The organism is Mesorhizobium sp. M0139 (genome assembly GCF_040322455.1).
GTDB lineage: Bacteria > Pseudomonadota > Alphaproteobacteria > Rhizobiales > Rhizobiaceae > Mesorhizobium.
Map to the genome: position 1 here is coordinate 447,722 of NZ_JAMYTN010000002.1, position 14,911 is coordinate 462,632.

Consider the following 14,911-nt stretch of genomic DNA (forward strand, 5'->3'; position numbering starts at 1 on the left):
CGTGGAAGCATCGGCGCAGCGCGATCAGGCCGGCGGCGAACCGCTGGTTTCGATCGTGATCGCGACGCACAACCGGCCGGCAGCACTGCGGCAGGCATTGACCAGCGTCATGCGCCAGACGTTGCAAGACTGGGAAGCCTTGGTCATTGGCGACGGTTGCAGGCCGGATACGGCGGCCGTTGTCGCTGAATTTGACGATGCCCGCATCGTCTACATCGATCTTCCTGTCAATTTCGGCGAACAGTCCGGTCCCAACAATATCGGCTTTGCCAGGGCGCGTGGCCGCTTCGTCGCCTTGCTCAACCACGACGATCTGTGGTTTCCCGACCATTTGGCGGCGATGACCGGCTGGATCGACGCCTCGGGCGCCGACGTGGTGCTGGCGCGCGGTGCCGTCATCCAGCCGCCGTCGGCGGCCGGCAATCCTGTCAATTCGATCTTCGGGATCGGCAAGGATGGTTTTTACGACCCCGTCACGACGGAAGGATTTGGCTCGGCACACATGTTTCGCCGCGCTTCGTTCAGCCTGCTCGGACCTTGGCGACCCGCCAGCCAGTGCTTTTGCGAAAGCTCGCAGGACTGGCTGTTTCGGGCATGGCGAAAGGGCGCGGTGATCGCGACGATGCCGCACCTCACCGTGATCAAGCTGCACTCCGGCATACGCAAGGGCTCCTATCTCGGCGACAATGCGCAGGAACAGAAGGATCTTCTGGACGCCATGCAGACGCCGGACGCCTTGCGCGTGAAAATCCTTGGCTGCGCGGGCGAACCCATTCGCCTGGCGGCATCGAGTTATCTCAGGCGCAGGCTGATGGCGGCTCTTGGCATCCATCCCCGCGCCCGCGCCTTCCGCCGCAAGTACAAGCGAGGCGCTTTCGTCGCCAAGCTGCGGCGCCTGCGTGGCCTGGCGCCGATGCCTGAGCGCGAGCCTGGCGTGAGCGAATTGCTCGATCGCTACAGCAAGCGTGGCGATGCCGGCAGCGAGCCGGGTGAGGTCTGAACAGACCCCCGCATGAATCTCAAACAAAAACCCGCGGGATCGCTCCGCGGGTTTTTTCTTGAATCAGTGGCTTTGCCTCAGCCGTGCGCGAGCACGGCCAGCAGCAGAAGCGCCACGATGTTGGTGATCTTGATTGCCGGGTTGACCGCCGGGCCGGCGGTGTCCTTGTAGGGATCGCCAACCGTGTCGCCGGTGACCGAAGCCTTGTGCGCTTCGGACCCCTTGAGGTGCTTGACGCCGTCCTTGTCGACAAAACCGTCCTCGAACGACTTCTTGGCATTGTCCCAGGCGCCGCCGCCCGAAGTCATCGAGATGGCGACGAACAGGCCGTTGACGATGACGCCGAGCAACGAGGCGCCGAGTGCCGCAAAGGCGGACGCCTTGGAGCCCGAGATCAGCTGCACGCCGAAATAGACGACGAGCGGCGCCAGCACCGGCAGCAGCGAGGGGATGATCATTTCCCGGATCGCCGCCTTGGTCAGAAGGTCGACGGCGCGCGCATAGTTTGGCTTGGAGGTGCCGGCCATGATGCCCGGATCCTCGCGGAACTGCTTGCGCACTTCCTCGACGATGGCGCCGGCCGCACGGCCGACGGCCGTCATGGCGATGCCGCCGAACAGATACGGGATCAGACCGCCGAAGATCAGGCCGGCGACGACGTAGGGATTGGAGAGGTCGAAGGAGACATCGCCCATGCCCTGGAAGTACGGATATTTGTCGCCATTGGCGGCAAAGAACTTCAAATCGTTCGAATAGGCCGCAAACAGCACCAGCGCGCCGAGGCCGGCCGAACCGATGGCATAGCCCTTGGTCACCGCCTTGGTGGTGTTGCCGACCGCGTCGAGCGCGTCGGTGGAGTGGCGCACTTCCTTGGGCAGGCCGGCCATTTCGGCAATGCCGCCGGCATTGTCGGTGACCGGGCCGAAGGCGTCGAGGGCGACGATCATGCCGGCAAGGCCGAGCATGGTGGTGACCGCGATCGCCGTCCCGAACAGGCCGGCGAGCTGGTAGGTCGAGATGATGCCGCCGACGATGACGATTGCCGGCAGTGCGGTCGATTCGAGCGACACCGCAAGTCCCTGGATGACGTTGGTGCCGTGACCGGTCACCGAGGCCTGGGCGATGGAGTTCACCGGGCGCTTGTTGGTGCCGGTATAGTATTCGGTGATCACCACGATGAGACCGGTCACAACGAGACCGATCAGGCCGCAGATGAACAGGTTCTTGCCGATGATGGTCATGCCGGCGACGGTGCCGACCTCGCCCCAGCCGACGGTTGCCGAGGTAGCGACACCGAGACCGACGATCGACAGCAGGCCGGTGACGATCAGGCCTTTGTAGAGGGCGCCCATGATCGAGCCGTTGGAACCGAGCTTGACGAAGAAGGTGCCGACGATCGAGGTCAGGATGCAGGCACCGCAGATAGCGAGCGGATAGAGCATCGCCGCACCCAGAGCGGCGGTTCCGCCGAAGAAGATGGCAGCCAGCACCATGGTGGCAACGACGGTCACCGCATAGGTCTCGAAGAGGTCGGCGGCCATGCCGGCGCAATCACCGACATTATCGCCGACATTGTCGGCGATGGTGGCCGGGTTGCGCGGATCGTCTTCGGGAATACCGGCTTCGACCTTGCCCACGAGATCGCCGCCGACGTCGGCGCCCTTGGTGAAGATGCCGCCGCCCAGACGGGCGAAGATCGAGATCAGCGAAGCGCCGAAGCCGAGCGAAACCAGCGCATCGATGACGATGCGGTCATTGGGCTGCAGGCCCATCGGGCCGGTCAGAATATAGTAGTAAATCGACACGCCGAGCAGCGCCAGGCCAGCCACCAGCATACCGGTGATGGCGCCCGACTTGAAGGCGATGTCGAGACCGGCGGCGAGGCTGTTGGACGCCGCCTGCGCGGTGCGCACATTGGCGCGCACCGAGACGTGCATGCCGATGAAACCGGCGGCGCCCGAAAGCACGGCGCCGATCAGGAAGCCGACCGCGGCGGTGATCGAAAGCAGCCACCAGGCGAGCACGAGCACGACCACGCCGACAATGGCGATGGTGGTGTACTGGCGCGCCAGATAGGCTTGCGCGCCTTCGCGGATGGCGGCGGAGATTTCCTGCATGCGTGCGTTGCCCTGATCGGCTGCAAGAACCGATCGTGTCGCCCAGATGGCGTAAAGGATTGAAAGCAAGCCGCAGGCGATGACGGCAGAAATGATGGTCATTGCCGAATTTTCCTCGATTGATGGCCCAAAAGAACCCCTCCCTGGGCCGTTGGTGCGGGGAGCGGATAAGCCTAGGCGGAATCCGTCCTTCGCAGCGGTGTATGCGAAACAGGGCTCGGAACGTCAAGATATTGTTCGGTTTTTGCCCCGCTTTCAGCCAAAAGGTTTAGGCCAGAACATTCCCGTGGCCGATGCCTTGCTATTAGATCGGTTGAAATGACGCTGCGTCAGTCAATGCTTTGCCCGCAGTCCAGCGAAGGTCAGTCGCCAGTCTCCTGCCCCATCTTGCGCGCCGTATAGCGCTCGATGGCGGACAGTCCGTCATAGATCAGCATCGCCAGCGCCGCGACGATCAGGCCGCCTTGCAGGACGAAGGCGAGATTGTTGGACAGCAGGCCGGCGATGATCACCTCGCCCAGCGTCTTGGCGGCAACCGTCGAGCCGATCGTCGCCGTGGCCAGGCTGATCACCACCGACAGCCTTATTCCTCCCAGAATGATCGGCGCGCTCAGCGGCAATTCGACCTTGACCAGTCTTTGCCAGCCCGTCATGCCGGCGCCGCGCGCGGCCTCCATGATGTTGCCGGGCAGCGTTGTGAGGCCGGTCAGCGCGTTCTCGAAGATCGGCAGCAGGCCGTAGAGAAACAGCGCAATCAGCGTCGGCTTCTCGCCGAAACCGACGGCGGGCACCGCCAGCGCCAGCACCGCCACCGGCGGAAAGGTCTGGCCGATATTGACCAGACTGCGCGACAGCGGCAGGAATTCGGCGCCCGCCGGCCTGGTCACCAGGATGGCAAGCGCCACGGCAACGATGGTTGCGGCGACGGTAGCGATCAGCACGGTCCTGAGATGCAGCAGGGTCAGCGTCAGCAGGCTGCCCTGATTGTAGATCGCCGGCGCATTGTTTTCGGTCAGCGGCTTCAACAGCGGCTCGAACCAGCCGGGATTGGTGACGAAGGCTATGAGAAGCACCACCAGTGCAAGCCTGAGCAGCGAAGGCAGCCAGGCTTTTAGACCGGCCCCTTTCATGCCGGCCTCGCCGCGCGCTTCACCAGCCCGTCGACGGTGACGCGGCCGAGCAGCTTGCCGTCTTCGCCCTTGACCGGCAGCGCCGGCCGGCCCGACCACAGAAGCTCGGCCAGCGCGTCGCGCTGGCTGGCGTCGCCTGGGATCGCCTCGCCTTCGGCAGTCCCCTTTTCCACGGCGTCGCGCACGCGGCCGAGCGACAAGAGCCGGAACGGCTTTTCGCTGGCGCCGACCAGGGTTTCGACGAAGGCGTTCGCTGGCCGCGCCAGGATCTCTTCCGGCTTGGCGTATTGCACCAGCTTTCCGGCATCCATGACGGCGATCTTGTCGCCCATATGGACCGCCTCCTCCATGTCGTGGGTGACGAGGATGATGGTGGTGCCGAAGCGCTTCTGGATCGCCAGCAGATCTTCCTGCGCCTTGGTGCGGATGATCGGGTCGAGTGCGCCGAACGGCTCGTCCATCAGAAGCACATTGGGCTCGGCGGCGAGCGCGCGCGCGACGCCGACACGCTGCTGTTGCCCGCCGGACAGTTCGTGCGGGTAGCGCGGGCCATAGGCCTCGGGGTCGAGCTGGTAGAGTGTCATCAACTCATCGACGCGGGCCTTGATGCGGTCCTTGTCCCAGCCCAGCAGGACCGGCACGGTGGCGATGTTCTGCGCAACGGTGCGGTGCGGGAACAGGCCGTGGCCCTGGATAGCGTAGCCGATGCTGCGGCGCAGCTCGTAGCCGGGCAGCGTGCGGTTGTCGTTGCCGTCGAGCTTGATGACGCCGGCGGTCGGCTCGACCAGCCGGTTGATCATTCGCAGCAGCGTCGTCTTGCCGGAACCGGAGGTACCGACAATGACGCAAACCGTACGCGGCTCGACGACCATGGACACGTCGTCGACCACGGTCGTCGCGTCATAGCGCTTGGTAATGCCTTCGATCTCGATCATGCCGTTTCAACCCTGCGCCTGGTGGCGGTCATCTCGATTACTGCGTCGAGGATGATGGCCGCGGCGAAGGCCAGCGCCACCGTCGGCACGGCGCCGAGCAGCACCAGGTCCATTGCGGTCTGGCCGACGCCCTGGAAGACGAAGACGCCAAAGCCGCCGCCGCCGATCAGTGCGGCGATGGTGGCCAGGCCGATGTTCTGCACCAGCACGATGCGGATGCCGGTGAGGATCACCGGAAAGGCCAACGGAAACTCGACGCCGAACAGGCGCTGGCCATCGGTCATGCCCATGCCGCGCGCTGCATCATTGGCCGCGCGGGGTACGCCGGCAAGCCCGACCACGGTGTTGGCCACCACCGGCAGCAGCGAATAGAGGAACAAAGCCACGAAGGCGGGCGCGGTGCCGATGCCTCTGATACCGAGCGCTGCGGCACCCGGAACATGCGCGGCGACCCAGCCCAGCGGCGCGATCAGCAGGCCGAACAGCGCGATCGAGGGTATGGTCTGGACGATGTTGAGCACATTGAGCACGCCGGCCCGCAACCGTTCGACGCGGTGGCACAGGATGCCGAGCGGCAGGCCGACGATCACCGCCGCCGCCAGCGACCCCAGCGCCAGCGTGATGTGCTTGGAGCCTTCGGCCCAGAAACTATCGGCGCGGTTTGCATATTCCTTGAGGATCGACAGGCTGTCCCACTGCCCCGATATCAGCAACAAGCCGATGGCCAGCGCCGCGAGGACGAGCACGCCGACGCGGGCCGGTGGCGACAGATTGAGCCTGGTCAGCACGTCGGCGAGCAACAATGTGAAGGCAAAGATCAACAGCCAGAACCCGGAAGCCGGCGAGATGCGGGCGAAGGTGTTGCCGGCCGGCGTCAGGAAGGTGCCGGCGACACCGATCAGGATGGCAAGGGCGGCGAGCGCCACGACGCTTGCGGCCAGGCGCAGGACAAGCGGGGTTTTCAGCAAGGCAACAATTGCGGCCACGACGACGATCGCCAGCAGTAGCGGCCCGACTGTGGCCGGCAGCGCCTCCAGGATCGAGCGCGCCTGACCGGGAACGATACGATTGGCGCGGAAGGTGGCGAACGGAGCCAGAAACGCCGCATAGGCAACGATCGCCGCGATAACCATGCCGAGCTTGTCGAAACGCAGGGTCATGGATGCCCCTCATGAGGAGCGATTTTCCACGTTGCGCAGACTACGCTGGTGATCGGTGCAAGCCGACGCGAAGTCCGATCTCCCCCCTTGCGGGGGAGATGGCCGGCAGGCCAGAGGGGGGTGTGAAGGATCGTCAGCTCTCGAGCGTCGGCCTGTTCGGAAGCAACCCTGTCGAGGCACGCACCTGCTACCGGTTGTGAGGTCGGCGGGACAGCACCCCCCTCTGTCCTGCCGGACATCTCCCCCGCAAGGGGGGAGATCAGCAGCTTCCAGAGAGGGGTGTCTCGCACCAGCGTCACGATCAGCTATGCGCTGACTACTTCAAAAACCCGTTCTTCTTCAAAAAGTCCTCGGCGACACCCTTGACCGGCTCGCCGCCGACCTGGACGCGGCCGTTGAGTTCCTGCAGCGTGACGAGGTCGAGCTTGGCGAACACCGGCTTCAACAGCGTCTCGATCTCCGGATGCTCTTTCAGCACCGCTTCGCGGATGATCGGCGCCGGCTGGTAGACCGGCTGCACGCCCTTGTCGTCGGCGAGCACGACCAGGCCGGACGGCGCGATGCCGCCGTCGGTGCCGTAGACCATGGCGGCGTTGGCGCCGTTGGTCTGGTTGGCGGCAGCACCGATTGTCGCGGCGGTGTCGCCGCCCGAAAGCGTGATCAACTGCTCCGGCTTCAGCGTGAAGCCGTAAGTGGTCTGGAACGCCGGCAGGGCTGCCGCCGAATTGACGAACTCAGCCGACGCCGCCAAAACCACCGTGCCGCCGCCGGCGACGTATTTGCCGAAGTCGGTCAGGGTCGCCAGCTTGTTGGTCTCGGCAACCTCCTTGCGCAGCGCGATCGCCCAGGTGTTGTTGGCCGGTGACGGCGACAGCCAGACGATCTTGTTGGCGTCATAGTCGAGCTTCTTGGCGGTCTCATAGGCCTTGGCGGCATCCTTCCAGACCGGATCGTCGGCCTTCTCGAAGAAGAAAGCGGCATTGCCGGTGTACTCGGGATAGATGTCGATCTCGCCGGCGGTGATCGCCTTGCGTACCACCGGCGTGCCGCCGAGCTGGATGCGGTCGGTGGTCTTGATGTTGTTGGCGTTGAGCACAAGCTGGATGATGTTGCCGAGCACGCCGCCCTCGGTGTCGATCTTCGAGGAGACGACCACCTGGGCATTGGCGGAGGCGGCCGTGATGCCGAGCGCCAACGCCGCGCCGGCCAGAATCTTGACTGAAAACATTGTGAAAACCCCTTGCTTTGGACCGAAATGCGGTGGCCGCATATGAGCATGGCTTCAACGCCCCGTCGGGGCACACGGTTTCATAACAATGGGTACAGACGCAATAATTTTGTGCGGTCGCCGCGATTCGGTCGGCGCCATGCTGACAGGTCGTGCCAAGCCAAAGATAGAACCGGATCAGGCGCGGGCTTTGCGCGATCCGGTCAGTTTGAGCGCGCCAAGGGCGACGAAACACAGGGCGACGACCGGGAAAACCAGCCAGTTCAGCATCTCCCAGCCCCAGGCATTGTAGATGGCGCCCGACATTAGCGAGGCGAAGGCGACGGAGCCGAACAGGACGAAGTCGTGGAAGCCCTGCACCTTGCTCTTTTCGGACGGATGGTAGCTGTCGGCGACCATGGAGGTGGCGCCGATGAAGGCGAAATTCCAGCCGAGGCCAAGCAGGATCAGCGCCGTCCAGAACTGCCACAAATGCAGGCCGGACAATGCCACCGCGGCGCAGCCGATGAGCAGGACCAGGCCGGTGGCGACGATGCGTTCGGCGCCGAAGCGATGGATCAGCGATCCGGTGAAGAAGCTCGGCGCAAACATCGCCATCACATGCCAGGAAATGCCGAGCGTGGCGTCGTCTGTCGACAGGCCGCAGCCGACCATGGCCAGCGGCGCGCCGGTCATGACGAAACTCATCAGCGCATAGCTGCCGACGGCGCAAAACAGCGCCGCGACAAAACGCGGCCGGGTGACGATATCGGACAGCGGCCGGGCGTCGCTTGACGCGACTTCCGCGTGGCCGGGAGCCTTGGCCGGGATGCGCAGGAATGACAGGATGATGGCGCCGGCCGCCGCCAGAACCGGAATGGCCACGAACGAGCCGGCAAACATCACCGGCGCCAGCAATTCGCGGGTGAAGATGACGATCTGCGGCCCGAGGATCGCGGTGATGACGCCGCCGGCCAGCACGAAGGAAATGGCGCGCGCCTTGAATTCGGGCGGAGCATTATCGGCGGCGGCGAAGCGGAACTGCTGGACGAAGGCGCCGCCGACGCCGATCACCAGCAGCGCGAAAGCGAACAGCCAGAAGCTGGCGTGGAACAGTGCCAGCGTGGAGATGACGCCGCCAAGCGCGGTCACGATGGTGCCGGTCATGAAGCCGCCGCGCTGGCCGAGCCAGCGGATGATGGCCGCGGCCGGCAACGCGCCGAGCGCCACGCCGATGTTGAAGCCGGTGATTGGCGCCGTTGCCAGCGACTTATCGGGGCCAAGCAGATATTGCCCGGCCAGCCCGCCCATGGAAATGGCAATCGGCGCGGCCGAACCGATAATCGCCTGCGACGTCGCCAGGATGATCGCCGTGCGGCGCGCTTCCCTTGCTGCGCCGGGGACGGTGCCGGTCACAATGCGTCCTTGCCGCGCCCCTCGCCCCGCACCCGGCGCGACACACGGTCGAGCACGGCGTTGGTCAGCTTCGGCTCGTCTTCCTCGTAGAAGGCCTTGGCGATGTCGACATATTCCGAAACGATGACGGCCACCGGCACGTCGTCGCGCTTCATCAGTTCGTAGACGCCAGCCCGCAGGATGGCGCGCAACGTCGAATCGAGTCTGGACAGCGGCCAGTCTTCCGTCAGCGCCTGGCGTATAATCGGATCGATGGTCGTCTGGTTCTCGACGACGCCGGCCAGGATGGCGCGGAACCACTGCGCGTCGGCCTCGCGATAAAGCGCGCCGTCGACTTCCTTGCCGAGCCGGAACGCCTCGTATTCGGCGGTGATCTCGAAGACGCCGCTGCCGGCCACGTCCATCTGGTAAAGCGCCTGCACGGCGGCCAGACGGGCGGCGCCACGCTTGTTGGCGTGGCGTATCGCGGGCTGGCCGGGCGAAGCGGGTTCGCTCACGATTGCGCTCCCAGCTTCTCTTTGAGCGCGATCATGGTCAGCGCCGCGCGCGCGGCAAAGCCGCCCTTGTCACCCTCCGAGCGCTTGGCGCGCGTCCAGGCCTGCGCGTCGTTCTCGGTGGTCAGGATGCCGTTGCCGATCGCAATCGCTTCCTGGACCGAGAGATCCATCAGCGCGCGACTCGATTCATTGGCGACGATGTCGAAATGATAAGTGTCGCCGCGGATGATGGTGCCGAGCGCGACAAAACCATCATAGTCCTTGCCGCCCTCGCCCATGCCGTCGAGCGCAAAAGTGATCACGGCTGGAATTTCCAGCGAACCGGGAACGGTGACGACGTCATAGGTCGCGCTAGCTTCGTCGAGCGCGCTCGTCGCGCCGTCGAGCAGCGCGTCGGCAAGATCGTCATGAAAGCGCGCCTCGATGATCAGAAGGTGGGCCTTCTTCTTCGGGCGAATGAACGCTTTGCCGTGTTGGGATGTGCCAGCCATAAATGTCTCCGGGGGTAGCCGGTGACTTAGGCTGAAGCCGGTTTGATCGCAAGCGGAAGATTGCTGGAGGCGAAGCCTGGCCTAGCGCGTCTTTGGGCTGGGCGTCGGTAGCGGGCACTCGCTGCAGAGGCTTTCAGCCCAGACGAGAACAGCTTCGTGATCCACTACACGACCCCCGACTACATCGGCCATTGCTTCGCGCGTAAGCCGCTTTTTCTGTTCGATTGTGAGTCTTGCGGCCATCAAAGCCCCTCTTTCGCCGCCTCGACTAGGCGCGCGGCGTAGCGGGCCATGGTGTCGATCTCGAGGTTGACCTTGTCGCCGACCTTGCGCTCGCCCCAAGTGGTCACGGTCAGCGAATGATGGATCAAAAGCACGTCGAAACGGGTGCCTTCGACCTTGTTGACGGTAAGCGAGGTGCCATCAAGTGCGACCGAGCCTTTTGGCGCGATGAATCTCGCCAGTTCGCGCGGCGCCTCCAGCGTAAAGCGCACCGCATCGCCCTCGTCCTTGCGTTCGACGATTTCGGCCATGCCATCGACATGGCCGGAGACGATGTGGCCGCCGAGCTCGTCGCCGATCTTCAGCGCCCGCTCCAGATTGACCCTGGTGCCTGATTTCCAGCCCGACGCCGTGGTCAACCTGAGTGCCTCTTCCCAGGCTTCGACCTCGAACCAGCGGGCGTTCGAGCCATCGTCGGGCAAAGCCGTGACCGTCAGGCAGACGCCGCCGCAAGAGATCGAGGCGCCAATGGCGATGGTCGCGGGATCATAGGCAGTGTCGATGCGCAGGCCGACACCTTCGCTCAGCGGCTTGACGGCCGCGACGGTGCCGACATCGGTGACAATTCCGGTAAACATCGATGCTGATCCCTAGAGGTCCCTTATCCATTCCGCATAGACATCTTCCCCGAAGCGCATCTCGCGCAATTTGCGGAAGCCTGCCGGGATATGGTTGGCGTCGACGGGCGATACAATGCCGCCCTCGCCGATCGCTTCCGGCCCCTGGAACAGCACGATGCGGTCGATCAGTCCTTCGGCGAGGAAGGCGCTGGCCACCTTGGCGCCGCCTTCGACCAGAACGCTGGCCATGCCGAGCGCGCCGAGATCCTCGAGCAGTTCCGGCAAGGCCACGCCGCCTTCATGGGTTTCGGTGCCGATGAAGCGCACACCGGCACGCTCCAGCACCGACCGCCGTAGCGGATCGGCCCCCAGGCTCGCGGCGACATAGAGCGGCACTCGGTCGGTGCCGGAGACCAGCTTCGAGGCTTCCGGCAGCCTGATCTGGCGATCGAGCACGATGCGCGCCGGCGAGCGGTTCTCCAGCCCCGGCAGCCGCACGGTGAGCGCCGGATCATCCTCCAGCGCCGTGCCGATGCCGACCAGTATGCCATCGGCTTCGGCGCGCATCAGATAGACTTCGCGGCGGGCGATATCGCCGGTGATCGCGACCTGGCCGGCGCCGTGCCTGCCGATCTTGCCGTCGCTGGAAAGCGCAAGCTTCAGAATCACTTCCGGGCGCTTTTTCAGGGACCGAATCAAATAGCCGGCCATCTGCTCGGCGGCTTTCTCGGCCAGCACCTTTTCGACCACTTCGATGCCGGCGGCGCGCAGGATGGCATAGCCTTTGCCGGAGACGCGCGGATCGGGATCGCTGGCGGCGCCGACGACCCGCGCCACTCCGGCATTGACCAGCGCGTTGGCGCAAGGCGGGGTGCGGCCATGGTGGGCGCAGGGCTCCAGCGTGACATAGGCGGTGGCACCGCGGGCCAACTCGCCGGCTTCAGCCAGCGCCTCGGTCTCGGCATGCGGCCGGCCGCCAACAGCGGTGACGCCGGTGCCGACGATCATCGGCCCGGCGCCATCGTCGCGAACGATGATGGTGCCGACCGAAGGGTTGGTCGAGGTGCGGCCGGCATTTCGGCGCGAGAGTCTCAGCGCTGCCGCCATGAAACCGCGATCGAGAGCCTGCTGATCGGCCTTCCCTGACGTTTGGGTTGCCATGCTCAGCCGGCGTCCTCTTCGCTCTTCAGCTCGTCGCCCTTGAGCTCGTCGCCTTTGAGCTCACCCAGCACATCGTGGAAATCCTTGGCCTCACGGAAATTGCGATAGACAGAGGCGAAGCGGACATAGGCGACGTCGTCGAGCGACTTCAGCGCTTCCATGACGAGCCGGCCGACCTCGCCCGAGGCGATTTCAGTCTCGCCGGAGCTTTCGAGCTGGCGCACGATGCCGGTGACGGCGCGGTCGATGCGCTCGGGATCGACATTGCGCTTGCGCACCGCGATCTCCACCGAACGCAAGAGCTTGTCGCGGTCGAACGGCACCTTTCTGCCGGACTTCTTGACCACCACGAGGTCGCGCAACTGGACGCGCTCGAAGGTGGTGAAACGGCCACCGCAATCGGGGCAAACGCGCCGCCGGCGGATCGCGGCGCCATCCTCGGCGGGGCGCGAATCCTTCACCTGCGTATCTTCGGACTGGCAATAGGGACAGCGCATGGAGAGCCTTCGGGTTGGCGATTCTGGCGGAACGATAGGCTTAGAGGTTTTTGCCGGGACGGCAAAGGTTCGGCAACGGCCGCTCGCGCCCTCAGAGATAGCGAGGCGGGAGGAAAATTGCCAGCCGCGCCAGATATGTCAGGGGGCGACGTCCTTGGTCGGGAAGCCGCAGGACGTTCCGAGGTTGCGGTAGGCCTTGGTGAAGCCATCCATCGGGATGCTGGCGACAGCCTGCTTGCCGAACGTCACATCGAGCGAGATGACCTGGCGCATGGCCCGCAACAAAGCGAGACTGGTCTTGGCCTGGTTGTCGACGGTCCAGCTCGGGCGGCCGGCATCATTGGAATAGACGGTCGCGGAAACCTTGACGCCGGGGTCGCCAAAGGTCGCGGCGATCTTCTTGCCGGTCGGCAGCTCCTTGTTGGCGATGGTGAACATGATCGCCGGATAGGCATCGGGCGGCAGGGCGTCGCCAGTCGAGATCGAAAGCGTCAGCGTGCCGGCATTGCCGTTGCCGTCGACAAAGGCTGTCGAGGCCGCACAGGTCTTGTGCGAATCCTGGCCGGTGTCGAGCGCATCGATGATGGTGGTCCACCTGCCAAAGGTGTTGGTGGCCGGGATATCCGTGCCCGGCTGCGTCTGCTCCTGGGCTATCGCGCCTGACGCGGTGAAAGCGGCAAGCGAGCCGATGAAGGCCAGAACGGCAGGACGGAACATGCGCATCGTCAGATCTCCAACAGGCCGCGCCGCCCGGACAGCAAGCGGCGCAGAGCGCGGGATAAAAGACGAAGCGCCGCTGGTGGTCAACCGAGATAGGGATAGAGCGGGAAACGATCGGTCAGCGCCACGACCTTTGCCTTCACCGCCGCCTCGACCGCCGCATTGCCTTCGTCGGAATTGGCGACCTTCAGCCCGTCCAGCACTTCGGCGATCAGCTTGCCGATCTCGCGGAACTCGGCCTGGCCGAAGCCGCGCGTGGTGCCGGCCGGCGTGCCCAGACGCACGCCAGAGGTGACGAAAGGCTTTTCCGGATCGAACGGGATGCCGTTCTTGTTGCAGGTGATGTTGGCGCGCCCGAGCGCTGCCTCGGCGCGCTTGCCGGTGGCGTTCTTGGGCCTGAGATCGACCAGCATCAGATGGTTGTCTGTGCCGCCGGAGACGATGTCGAGGCCGGTTTCCTTGAGGCTCGACGCCAGCGCCTTCGCGTTGGCGGCGACACTCTCGGCATAGAGTTTGAAGCTCGGCTTCAGCGCCTCGCCGAAGGCGACCGCCTTGGCGGCGATGACATGCATCAGCGGCCCGCCCTGCAGGCCGGGGAAAACCGCCGAGTTCATCTTCTTGGCGATGTCCTCGTCATTGCACAGGATCATGCCGCCGCGCGGGCCGCGCAACGATTTGTGCGTGGTCGTGGTCACGACATGGGCGTGCGGCAGCGGTGACGGATGCACGCCGCCGGCAACCAGGCCGGCGATGTGGGCCATGTCGACCATCAGATAGGCGCCGACCGCATCGGCGATCTCGCGAAAGCGCTTCCAGTCCCAGATGCGCGAATAGGCGGTGCCGCCGGCCAGGATCAGCTTCGGCTTGGTCTCATGCGCGGTCTTTTCGATCGCGTCCATGTCGAGCAGATGGTCGTCCTTGCGCACGCCGTAGGAAACGACCTTGAACCATTTGCCGCTCATGTTGACGGGCGAGCCGTGCGTCAGGTGGCCGCCGGAATTCAGGTCGAGGCCCATGAAGGTGTCGCCGGGCTGCAAGAGCGCCAGGAAGACCGCCTGGTTCATCTGGCTGCCGGAATTCGGCTGGACATTGGCGAAGTTGCAGCCGAACAGCTTTTTGGCGCGCTCGATGGCGAGTTCCTCGGCGACGTCGACGAACTGGCAGCCGCCATAATAGCGCTTGCCCGGATAACCCTCGGCGTATTTGTTGGTCATGATCGAGCCCTGCGCCTCGAGCACGGCGCGCGAAACGATGTTTTCCGAGGCGATCAGCTCGATCTCGTGACGCTGGCGGCCAAGCTCGTTGCGGATCGAGCCGAAGATCTCCGGATCGGCATCTTCCAGCGTGGTTTCGAAGAAGGATTCGAACTTGTTCGACGCTGCCGCTGCAGTTGCCATGGCCTGAAATCCTTCGGTTCGGGGCATTTATCTATGCATATCGTTGCCCCGAAACCGCTGCACGGTTGCGGGCGACATGCATTGCCGCGCCATTAACACAGTTGTTTTCGCCTCGCCACGTTTGCAGCGCGAAATTTGCTGGCCGGATTGCGCCAGAGCGGCCCTGTACCGCTATTTTCGCTCCTGCCGCCCCTGCAGCAAGGCTTCGGTGAGCGTGATCTCGGTAAACAGCGCCCGCGCCGTATGGTCGTTGATCGCGCCGCTGCTTAACATGTCGCGCACGGCGATGCGCTCGGCCTCGATGCCGGCAGGCCGCATTTCGAGCTCCAGCAGCCCGGCTT

At 64.6% G+C, this 14,911-nt stretch carries 15 protein-coding genes; 1 reads left to right on the top strand and 14 read right to left on the bottom strand.

Features of this window, described 5'->3' with window-relative positions; all coding sequences use genetic code 11:
- Position 1 precedes the first annotated feature (1 nt).
- Entirely contained in the window at positions 2 to 1,000 is a 999-nt protein-coding gene (locus NKJ58_RS04790) for a glycosyltransferase family 2 protein (RefSeq protein ID WP_023734148.1), read from the top strand.
- A 77-nt stretch (positions 1,001 to 1,077) separates the two neighbouring features.
- Here NKJ58_RS04790 and NKJ58_RS04795 read toward each other — a convergent pair whose 3' ends face one another.
- The 14 genes from NKJ58_RS04795 to NKJ58_RS04860 all read right to left on the bottom strand — a co-directional run bounded on the left by NKJ58_RS04795 (position 1,078) and on the right by NKJ58_RS04860 (position 14,888).
- Positions 1,078 to 3,219, bottom strand: coding sequence for a sodium-translocating pyrophosphatase (locus NKJ58_RS04795; protein WP_023689501.1), 2,142 nt, complete (start codon positions 3,217 to 3,219; stop codon positions 1,078 to 1,080).
- Positions 3,220 to 3,479: 260 nt separating this feature from the next.
- The gene (locus tag NKJ58_RS04800) at positions 3,480 to 4,247 is read right to left on the bottom strand and encodes an ABC transporter permease (RefSeq protein WP_023834248.1); all 768 of its coding nucleotides are present in this window, start codon (positions 4,245 to 4,247) and stop codon (positions 3,480 to 3,482) included.
- Complete coding sequence (locus NKJ58_RS04805) at positions 4,244 to 5,182, bottom strand: ABC transporter ATP-binding protein (RefSeq protein ID WP_023689503.1); 939 nt, start codon at positions 5,180 to 5,182, stop codon at positions 4,244 to 4,246. The genes NKJ58_RS04800 and NKJ58_RS04805 overlap by 4 nt, the downstream gene beginning before the upstream one ends.
- A complete protein-coding gene (locus tag NKJ58_RS04810) occupies positions 5,179 to 6,342 on the bottom strand; it encodes an ABC transporter permease (RefSeq protein ID WP_023689504.1) in 1,164 nt (387 codons plus the stop codon). The genes NKJ58_RS04805 and NKJ58_RS04810 overlap by 4 nt, the downstream gene beginning before the upstream one ends.
- Before the next feature lie 316 nt (positions 6,343 to 6,658).
- Positions 6,659 to 7,570: a glycine betaine ABC transporter substrate-binding protein OsmF gene (gene osmF, locus NKJ58_RS04815; protein ID WP_023689505.1), complete on the bottom strand. Its 912-nt coding sequence runs from the start codon at positions 7,568 to 7,570 to the stop codon at positions 6,659 to 6,661.
- A gap of 177 nt (positions 7,571 to 7,747) precedes the next feature.
- Positions 7,748 to 8,965, bottom strand: coding sequence for an MFS transporter (locus NKJ58_RS04820; protein ID WP_023682389.1), 1,218 nt, complete (start codon positions 8,963 to 8,965; stop codon positions 7,748 to 7,750).
- Complete coding sequence (nusB, locus tag NKJ58_RS04825) at positions 8,962 to 9,462, bottom strand: transcription antitermination factor NusB (RefSeq protein WP_023682390.1); 501 nt, start codon at positions 9,460 to 9,462, stop codon at positions 8,962 to 8,964. Before nusB ends, NKJ58_RS04820 begins: the two co-directional genes overlap by 4 nt.
- Positions 9,459 to 9,953: a 6,7-dimethyl-8-ribityllumazine synthase gene (gene ribH / locus NKJ58_RS04830; protein ID WP_023682391.1), complete on the bottom strand. Its 495-nt coding sequence runs from the start codon at positions 9,951 to 9,953 to the stop codon at positions 9,459 to 9,461. The genes nusB and ribH overlap by 4 nt, the downstream gene beginning before the upstream one ends.
- A 242-nt stretch (positions 9,954 to 10,195) precedes the next feature.
- Positions 10,196 to 10,813, bottom strand: coding sequence for a riboflavin synthase (locus NKJ58_RS04835; RefSeq protein ID WP_352519972.1), 618 nt, complete (start codon positions 10,811 to 10,813; stop codon positions 10,196 to 10,198).
- A 12-nt stretch (positions 10,814 to 10,825) separates the two neighbouring features.
- A complete protein-coding gene (gene ribD / locus NKJ58_RS04840; RefSeq protein WP_352852843.1) occupies positions 10,826 to 11,956 on the bottom strand; it encodes a bifunctional diaminohydroxyphosphoribosylaminopyrimidine deaminase/5-amino-6-(5-phosphoribosylamino)uracil reductase RibD in 1,131 nt (376 codons plus the stop codon).
- A 2-nt stretch (positions 11,957 to 11,958) separates the two neighbouring features.
- Positions 11,959 to 12,453 (bottom strand): transcriptional regulator NrdR, encoded by a 495-nt coding sequence (gene nrdR, locus NKJ58_RS04845; protein WP_023669351.1) that lies wholly within the window; start codon positions 12,451 to 12,453, stop codon positions 11,959 to 11,961.
- Between the two features lie 138 nt (positions 12,454 to 12,591).
- Positions 12,592 to 13,176, bottom strand: coding sequence for an invasion associated locus B family protein (locus NKJ58_RS04850; protein WP_023689508.1), 585 nt, complete (start codon positions 13,174 to 13,176; stop codon positions 12,592 to 12,594).
- 80 nt (positions 13,177 to 13,256) lie between these two features.
- Complete coding sequence (gene glyA / locus NKJ58_RS04855; RefSeq protein WP_023669349.1) at positions 13,257 to 14,570, bottom strand: serine hydroxymethyltransferase; 1,314 nt, start codon at positions 14,568 to 14,570, stop codon at positions 13,257 to 13,259.
- 171 nt (positions 14,571 to 14,741) lie between these two features.
- Positions 14,742 to 14,888, bottom strand: coding sequence for a hypothetical protein (locus NKJ58_RS04860; protein WP_023705070.1), 147 nt, complete (start codon positions 14,886 to 14,888; stop codon positions 14,742 to 14,744).
- Positions 14,889 to 14,911: the final 23 nt, after the last annotated feature.

Coding starts and splice junctions, on each gene's coding strand:
- NKJ58_RS04795 (WP_023689501.1), bottom strand. CDS start 3,219: ATGACCATCATTTCTGCCGTCATCGCCTGCGGCTTGCTTTCAATCCTT.
- NKJ58_RS04800 (WP_023834248.1), bottom strand. CDS start 4,247: ATGAAAGGGGCCGGTCTAAAAGCCTGGCTGCCTTCGCTGCTCAGGCTT.
- NKJ58_RS04805 (WP_023689503.1), bottom strand. CDS start 5,182: ATGATCGAGATCGAAGGCATTACCAAGCGCTATGACGCGACGACCGTG.
- NKJ58_RS04810 (WP_023689504.1), bottom strand. CDS start 6,342: ATGACCCTGCGTTTCGACAAGCTCGGCATGGTTATCGCGGCGATCGTT.
- osmF (WP_023689505.1), bottom strand. CDS start 7,570: ATGTTTTCAGTCAAGATTCTGGCCGGCGCGGCGTTGGCGCTCGGCATC.
- ribH (WP_023682391.1), bottom strand. CDS start 9,953: ATGGCTGGCACATCCCAACACGGCAAAGCGTTCATTCGCCCGAAGAAG.
- NKJ58_RS04835 (WP_352519972.1), bottom strand. CDS start 10,813: ATGTTTACCGGAATTGTCACCGATGTCGGCACCGTCGCGGCCGTCAAG.
- ribD (WP_352852843.1), bottom strand. CDS start 11,956: ATGGCAACCCAAACGTCAGGGAAGGCCGATCAGCAGGCTCTCGATCGC.
- nrdR (WP_023669351.1), bottom strand. CDS start 12,453: ATGCGCTGTCCCTATTGCCAGTCCGAAGATACGCAGGTGAAGGATTCG.
- NKJ58_RS04850 (WP_023689508.1), bottom strand. CDS start 13,176: ATGCGCATGTTCCGTCCTGCCGTTCTGGCCTTCATCGGCTCGCTTGCC.
- glyA (WP_023669349.1), bottom strand. CDS start 14,570: ATGGCAACTGCAGCGGCAGCGTCGAACAAGTTCGAATCCTTCTTCGAA.
- NKJ58_RS04860 (WP_023705070.1), bottom strand. CDS start 14,888: ATGCGGCCTGCCGGCATCGAGGCCGAGCGCATCGCCGTGCGCGACATG.